Raw genomic sequence first — 1,537 nt, 5'->3', positions numbered from 1 at the left:
CCGCCACGCCTGGTCAGTTTTTCGCCTGGAACCAGAAGCCGGAGCGGCCAGGGACGCTGGCGCCAGGTGCGCTGGATGCTGTCAGGTCGTACGTGTATATGCCGGGGTTATGGAAGAAGTTTTCCTTGGGCGGGGTGGTGCATTCTGGTGCGGGTTTTTGGAAGTGCCAGCGGAAGGTGACGGTGAGGGGGTGAGAGGTCTCGAGCCTTGCCCAGCGAGGTGGGGTGTCGGGGCTGACGCAGTCGGCGGACGACCACGTACCCGCGGAGGACCACACACCGGTGGCCGGTCCGGTCACCTGGAGGGTCGTCGCCTTGCGACCCAGGTCGAAACGGCACGGTTTGCCGGATATGCGCCGGTACGACACTTTGAAGGTGACGATCCCTCCCAGCAACGGCACAGTGGGCTCCTGATCCACAGAGGAATCAATGCTGGCCGATGGGCTGTTCTTGCAGTCCGGAAGTCCCATGATCCCGGCTGTGTTGAACTCCTGGTTGCCGGTGATGTGGAGGTCCGGATCCGTGGGCAGGCCGACCGGCAAGGAGTCGCCGGACAGCCATCCGGCATTGAGGAGCAGCGCCACGGCCAGCCAGCCCCGAGGGCGACGGGTCTTCCACCACTTGGGCGACGCGGCTGGACCGTGGGCGGGGGTGCCGTAGCCGGCAGCAAGGTTGTCCGACGTTGTCCTGGACAACCCCTGGACAGTCTCGGACGGGGCCGGGGAAGCTGGCCGGCTGGCGTGACCCGGGGCTGGGGCGGGCTCGGTGATGACGGTTCCGGGAATGATGCGGGAGCCGTCTTCCTCCGTCTCGGGCTCCATGCGGGCCTGCTCCAGTACCTCGTAGAGCATCGCTCCGCGCTCTTCGCGGTCCGTGATGATGAGGTCGAGCTGCTCGTCCACCCCGTGGTCGAATTCCTCGTCCGATATCGCTGGCTCAGGTGCACGCTGCGGCAGGAGCGTCGGCTCGGCCCCGGTCTGGTCCAGGTCGGCCGCGGCCTGCTGAAGCCGCTCGATTTCCCGGCGGGCCTCCTGCTGCTCCCGCACCAACACCGCCTGGGCCTGCTCAGCGGTATAGCGGTCGTTTCGCGCCCGCTCCAGTTCAGCCTGGATGCGTGCGAGACGGAACTGCGCCTGCTCCAGGCGCTGCGCGGCCTGCGTGCGCTCCCTCTCCCGCAACTGCTCGACCTCGTAGGTGAGCTCCGAGATCTTCGTCTCCTGCCGCCCGGACAACTGGAGCAGTTGCGGGATGACGCGTTCGGTGTTCGCCGCGACCGCTTGAGCCTTGTTCAGGGCTTCCGTGGTCTCCGTCAGCCGGCGGTAGAGGCTGACCAATTCGGTGCTGGAGCTGCCCTGTGGTGGCGGGGTGCCCTCAGCGGCGGCCTTCCACAGCTTGTTCGCCTCGACGAGGACGTGCCCGCTCCAGCTGCCCGGCCGCGTACGGCGCAGCTCCTGGAGCACCTCGCGCAGCAACGGTCTGGGGATCACCGTCGCCCCGTTGAGGTACTGCGCCCACGTCGAGCGGCTTCCGCCGCGGGG

The 1,537-nt window shown here is 67.7% G+C and carries 1 pseudogene; it reads right to left on the bottom strand.

Going from position 1 to position 1,537, the window contains the following annotated elements:
* Nucleotides 1-13: 13 nt before the first annotated feature.
* A pseudogene (locus SNA_RS29875) lies at nt 14-1,537 on the bottom strand (hypothetical protein); the annotation flags it as partial.

It is taken from the genome of Streptomyces natalensis ATCC 27448 (assembly GCF_000935125.1).
GTDB lineage: Bacteria > Actinomycetota > Actinomycetes > Streptomycetales > Streptomycetaceae > Streptomyces > Streptomyces natalensis.
Note: the sequence above shows the minus strand (reverse complement) of the source record. Positions and strands in the feature narration are given on the sequence as shown.